Source organism: Pirellulales bacterium, from assembly GCA_036490175.1.
Classification (GTDB): domain Bacteria; phylum Planctomycetota; class Planctomycetia; order Pirellulales; family JACPPG01; genus JACPPG01.
This window is the reverse complement of sequence record DASXEJ010000172.1, coordinates 1-6239: the sequence shown is the minus strand read 5'-3', so window position 1 is coordinate 6239 and position 6239 is coordinate 1. Positions and strand designations below refer to the sequence as shown.

Annotated in this window: 4 protein-coding genes; 2 read left to right on the top strand and 2 right to left on the bottom strand. The window is 60.2% G+C overall.

Annotated elements, in window-relative coordinates:
• Positions 1 to 1152: 1152 nt before the first annotated feature.
• Positions 1153 to 3195: a porin gene (locus tag VGG64_13005; protein ID HEY1600518.1), complete on the bottom strand. Its 2043-nt coding sequence runs from the start codon at positions 3193 to 3195 to the stop codon at positions 1153 to 1155.
• Between the two features lie 398 nt (positions 3196 to 3593).
• Positions 3594 to 4673 carry a substrate-binding domain-containing protein gene (locus VGG64_13000; protein ID HEY1600517.1) on the bottom strand — a complete coding sequence of 360 codons (1080 nt, stop codon included), beginning with the start codon at positions 4671 to 4673 and terminating at the stop codon, positions 3594 to 3596.
• A gap of 158 nt (positions 4674 to 4831) precedes the next feature.
• Between VGG64_13000 and VGG64_12995 the strand changes: the two genes are divergently transcribed.
• Complete coding sequence (locus VGG64_12995) at positions 4832 to 5557, top strand: DUF1559 domain-containing protein (GenBank protein ID HEY1600516.1); 726 nt, start codon at positions 4832 to 4834, stop codon at positions 5555 to 5557.
• A gap of 39 nt (positions 5558 to 5596) precedes the next feature.
• Positions 5597 to 6239, top strand: a 643-nt coding sequence (locus VGG64_12990) for a DNRLRE domain-containing protein (protein HEY1600515.1), incomplete at its 3' end; no start/stop codon positions are given.

Sequence of the window (6239 nt, the reverse complement as noted above, 5' to 3'; positions counted from 1 at the left end):
GTAATCAGGTCATGCGGTAACCAACCCGCGTATATCAGAGTGATCTATCGTCGTCACCGACTCTGGCCGACCTTCTGCACAAAAACACCATGACCTAACCAAACTGAATACCAACTTGACTGGTCCAACCATATCAGTGGGACAGTTTGAAATCGGGATTGCTACCCATTGAGATACCACTCTTGGCTAATCGCATCAGGAACTTCTGAGATATCGAATCGTTCGACCCTCTCGGGTTTCCCGTCGACATCGAGCACAAGGATGAATTCACGGTTGGGAAAGCGCAAGTCGATTGGAACAATCCCAATCGGTATCTGAGTTGGCACACTGTTGTAGTGCTGCTTAGGATGACAGGTGAGGCAGATATCAACAGAACTGGGCGCAATGCAGCCCACTACTCTTGCGAACCAACGTCGAGGATGTGGGCCGGTTTCCACCACGGCCGCATTATATCACAGCCACCGCCGCCTGCCAAAAACCGCTAGTAACGAAACGGCAAATGACCGGCTACCACGAAGGCAGCCAACGTGCAACCGATCGTATCCACGTTGCACCCATCTGTATCTGCATTGCACCGCAATTGCACCCATAGCCGTACCCACACCAGACGCACAGCCCACCAGACCCACTACGGGTCTACATCACCATCGCAGCGCAACGCACCACGCACAGCAGCACGTAGCAGTAGCGTACAGCGCACGTTGACCATCATCACCACTGCGCAGAGCAATCGCATAGCGCAGCACTGGTCGTACAGAAGCCACTAAGCACTAGTGGACAGCGTAAATAGTCAAGTCTTTATCGCCGCAAACGCGGACGCAGATAACGGTCGATAAGTGTTGACGCATCGCGACGTAACGTCCAACCTCCATGATGTAATCGCACCGTACGCATGGAGACACTTATGCCACCGCTATTTAGACCAGTTGCCATTGCTCTCGAATACGACTGTCGTGTCAAGCGTAGACGTTGACGTTTGCGCCTAGGGGGTAAACTGGTGCCGATATGAAAGGGGTTCGCACACCCCGGCGCGTATGCTGGTTACGAATAGCCGGCGCGCGAGTGGCAGCCGAGAGGTGTCGCGAGACGCGACTGATTTGTCCGCGTACTGGATGACACGGTGCTCGCGATGCTTCGGGGTCGGAGGCCGCTTCAAAAGTCGACCTGCAAGCGACTTACAAAGCTATCGGCCAGGCTGTAGCCCATTGCTGCATTGTTCAGCATCGAGTGGATCCAATTGAATTGCAACTTGGTGTGGTAATTCCACCACCATGTCATGCCGACGGTAGTGTCGGTCAAAGTACCGTTGCCTGACGAGTTCGTGCCAGCGATATAGTCGGCAGGAAGCAGACTCGATGGATTACGTATCTCGATATACGACAACCTGGCCGCGACTTCCCAGGCACCCCACCCCCTGATCCCGCCAGGCTTGAGCGAGATGAAATCCGTGAAAGGGAGAGGGTTCTTCAGCGAGGCGAGCCGTCTGTCGTAACCACGATGCTCGCCGGTCAAGCGATACATGACTTCGCCGTAGGCGCCGGTGTACCAGATCGGACCGACGACGCTGTTGACGCCCGTGGCCATGAACTCGGCCTGGGCGCTGAAGGCTTCGTATTGGTAGACCGTCTCCACGCCAAACAGATTGAAGCTATCGGCCAGATAACGCCCGGAATCGATGAAACTCGGCGGCGTAAAGTTCGCGGCCGCATAGCTGACAGGGCCGAACGTCGCAGGAACCGTGTCGATTCCATCGCCAATCGGTCCGAACTCGGGACCCGTGCGCGCCTGATAAAACGGTTGCGCGCCGCTGGCCGTATTGCCGGTCATGCGGCTGTAGTTGTACGAAGCACCGACGTGCCACAGGTATTGATCCTCGGCATTGGGATCGTAGATCAAGAGATTCGTCAACCTGGCAGAAAACGACAGGCCCCCTTGGTCGCCGATGTCGGTAGCAAAACGGCTGTCTCCTTCGGGCGCGTTATTGAATCCGCCGGTGCGGAACAAGCTGTAGGCGAAATAGGTTCGTTCATCCTGCGTGTTGATCGACGACATGGCGCCGACACGGCGAAAGGGGACGAACGCCAAGAACGGCAGCGACCGCTCGAGGAAGGGTAAATGGCGGAATCCGCTCATGGCGTCCGCGCTGAAAGGCTGCAAATACTGACCCACCCGCAATGCGCCCAGGACCGGCAATCGGTCTTGTTCCACCCACATATCGAAGAAGCTCGGCCGTCCGGCCGTGGCAAAATCGACCTCCATCATGTAGGCCGTCAGCGCGGCCACGTTGCCTACGACCGCCAAACGTGCGCGACGAAAGCCCAAGCCATTCTGTGCATTGCCGACCGTGGCTTTGTTGAGAGGGTCCTGGCTGATGATGTAATCATCGAGCTGCGTAAAGCCTGTGAGCCTGGCCGAGGGAAACTTGGCCGCGCGCTCGGCGGTCATTTGGTCTTCGAACCGGTCAAAGGCGGATTCCAGGGTCGACAGCCGATCCCCACCGCCGCCCGATGGGGGCGCGTCGCCGCCGTTGCCGGGCTGTTGTGCGGAAACCATTTGTCGTTGGGCGGCGTCGAGGCGCGAAATGGCCTGTCGCAACTCGCTGCGCAGAGAGTCGATGTCCTCTGCCGGGGGCGACGGTAGAAGTTGCGGTTGTCCCGTCACGTAAGCTGCGTTTTGCGTGGCACTCGATAGGGCACTCCCCACGGACGAGGCGTGCCAGACAGGGTCCGATCCCATTTGGCTGTCGGGCTGCGTGATGTCTCGCATGGCGCTCGGCAAGGCGCTCACTCTCAACTCCGGCGGCGCCAAATCGCCCGGTTGCCGCTTGAGATCGGACAAACGCCGGTCGAGGTCTTCGACAAGCATGGAATGGACAGGCCCGGCGGGGCGTGCTTTCGCCACCGCGGGCACGACCGACGGCAAGCGCCAAAACGTCGTGCTATCTGCCGCCATGCGCGCCGGAACTGCTGGAGGGGAAGCCGCGGGAGGCAGCGTCGCCGCCACCAATTCAGCGGGCGGCAGCGCCGGATTTAGATTTCCCGGTGCCGGTAGCTCGGCGACTGCTGGCAGTGCATTGCCGACCCATAGCGCGCATGCCAGCAGCGCCGCCAGCCGGCGGTCTGGGCGCGTGACCCCGGGGTGGTTTGCTGTGCGGGCCACCCCCAGGTTGTCGTTGGTCTTGCAGTGCTCTGACAAGCGCGTTGCTGCGAAATGAAATGGAGCGCGGGCGGGCCCGTCGTGACGGACGCGCTTACGTGCGCGGAGCGACCCTTATAATCCGCAATAATCGCCCAAATTTGCCGACCGGCATTGGAAGTAAAGTCACAGGCGGCAAGCACAGCCGCACTTGCGCAGCTTAACGCGAGTTCGCGGGGGCGTTTCGCGATCTTGCGTCTCTTTCAACCGAAGAGGCGTCCGGAGATAGCATTTCAAAATGCGGTGCTTTAAATTAAAGTTCTGCCACAACAAGCTGAAGGAGGTCAGCTCGCTTGCATGCAAAGATGTGCAGGAACGGCGAGCGAGGCCGCCGGCCTTGAGAAACGATACTGGCAGACGACTCGACAAGACCTTCTCGGCAGGCGGATCGCTGCCAGCTAGTTGTCCGGCGCGGTCAGGGTCCGAATGGCCCCGGCGCTTGTTGCAGAATAGCCTGGCAGCTCTCCCAGCAACTTGCGGTAGCTGGCGGAGCGGACAACTTCGATCAGTGCCTGAATGCGTGGATCGTGAGTGCTGTCGGCCGCAAAGCACAGGTCGTAGGCCTCTTCTCGAATCGTAAGAAAATCGAGGCCGGCCTGATCGCTCACCATCCGCAGACAAACCCCGGCGTCGGCCCAGCCGCTGCGGATCGCTTCGGCCACACCGCGATGACTGCTGGCGTGGTGGCGTGGAGTCGGGCGATCGCCGCGTACTTCCAGCAGGCATTGGTGCGCGCCGCTTCCTGACTCGCGCCCGACCCAGCGCAAGCGGGCTCGCAGCGCTGATCGCACCGTGCGCAGCTGCCGACCCGGCGCAATGGCCAGCCCTTCTTCCCATTGGGCCACGCGCAACAAGCTGTATGTGCCGCTCGCAATGCTGTCGCGCACCGCGCACGCATTGTCGTCCTCTCCAGCGCGCGATAAGTGCAGGCCGGCCGCGTGGACCAGTCCGTCGCGCAGCAGGTCGAGAGCTTGCCTGCTCGAGCGAGGAATGACCAACAGTCGAATCTGGGCGCGCCGTGCCAGCTCGTGGGCAAGTAGACCGACTGCCGGGTCGCAACAGGCCATCACCAGTGTCTGTTCGGCCTCGGCCTGCGGCGCCGGGCAAAGCGATTTTCCGTCGAAGACACCGTCGTGGGGCAGCACCGTCTCACCACAAAGGTCGGCCGGGTAGTGCAACCGTCGTCCGCCGACGTCGGCGTGCCAATACCGGCAGGGACTGGTGGCGGGAGACGCGGCCCAAACGCCGTGGGGAACGACGGGCGAGCCGAGAGAGAAAAGATCCTCGACTCGGCAACTGAATGCTTTGGCCAAGGCCAGCGCGGCGATGGCCGAGGGGACCAGCCGATCGATTTCGATGGCGCTAATGCCGCTGCGGGATAGACCGCTACGACGAGCCAATTCGTCCTGCGACCAGCCACGGGCAATCCGCGCAGATTTGACGCGGTTTTTCAAGTTTTCAGGGATTGACACGTTCATGGCACACCTTGACACTATCATGCCGGCCGCGGGTTTTGAAGCCACATAATTCCGGTGGCTATCTCAGTTGCCACGAGTTTTCCTTGCTGGTCCAAGGGGTTGGCAGACTTCCCGCCACTGCACTGGTCTTGTCACGTGCGAGAGCAAAGGAGAAACGAATGCGACTCCTTGACGGCCGAAAGCGTGGCGTGCGACCGCGGGGGTTTACGATCTTGGAGCTGCTGGTCGTTGTTACGGTCATAGGCGTGCTGTTGGCACTGATCTTGCCTGCGATCCAAATGGCGCGGCTGACCGCGCGCCGCATGACGTGCCAGTCCAATTTGCACCAATGGACGATCACCCTGCAGCGCTTCGTCGACACTTCGGGCGGTTACCTACCTCGCCGCGGACAGGGTGTTCAGGCCACGCAACAGCTCACGCGACCCGAGGATTGGTTCAATGCCCTGCCGCCGCTGATGGAGAATCAATCCTATAGCACGCTGACCACGCTTGGCATGCAGCCATCGCCGGAAAGTTCCGGCATCTGGATTTGCCCCGACGCCGTGGCAATCGTCAATCCTGTCCCGGCCGCGTTCTTTACTTACGGGATGAACATGTGGTTATCGACTTGGAACGCTCCGCTGCCTGATCACATCGAGAGAGTCGGTCCCACATCGACGATGGTATTCATGGCAGACGGTCCTGGGCCGTACTGCTCGATTTTACCGTCCAAGTTGGCATACAGCCCCGTGGCACGTCACGCGGGGATGATCAATATCGCGTTTCTGGATGGGCACGTGGATTGCTTGCCCGGCGATCTGGTGGGCTGCGGCATCGGTGATCCGCAACTCCCCGCTGTGAGATGGATCGTGCCTGGCAGTATTTGGACTGGCCCGGCGGAATAACACGAACCTTTGAGTCAACAACTAAAGAGGAGCCGGCTTATGCGAATGTCTAGGATTTTCAGCGTTGCGGCCGTGCTTTGTTTGGCAAGTTCCGCTGCGGCAACTACCGTCACGATTGGCGGAGCGAACGACTCCAACATCGCGACCGACGTCAAAGACGCCACCATCTTTCAGAACAACGTCAACAACAGCAACGGCGCCGGCCCCGGCATGTTTGCCGGGACCAACGGCATGACTTCCCCGCGCCGCGGGCTCATCGAATTCAACGTGGCTGGCCACGTTCCGCCGGGCGCCACCATTAATTCCGTTACGTTGGAATTGTTCCTCGGCCAAACGGCTGGCGGCGCGGGCGGAGCATTCAATATCGGACTGTTCACGCTTTCCAAAGGCTGGGGCGAAGGCACGACGGAAAGCGGCGGAACCATCAGTGGCACCGGCCAGGGAGCCGCCGCCAACGCCGGCGATGCCACTTGGAACGCGTCGGCGTTTCCCAGCACGTTATGGACCAAGCCGGGCGGAGATTTCGCCAGCACAGCCAGCGCCTCGACGTCGGTCGGGTCGACGCTGAATGCCGCTTCGAACTGGAGTTCGGCCGCGATGGTGACTGACGTACAGAACTGGCTCAACACCCCCTCGACGAATTTTGGTTGGGCCGTGGTCAATGCCGACGAAGCAGACGCGA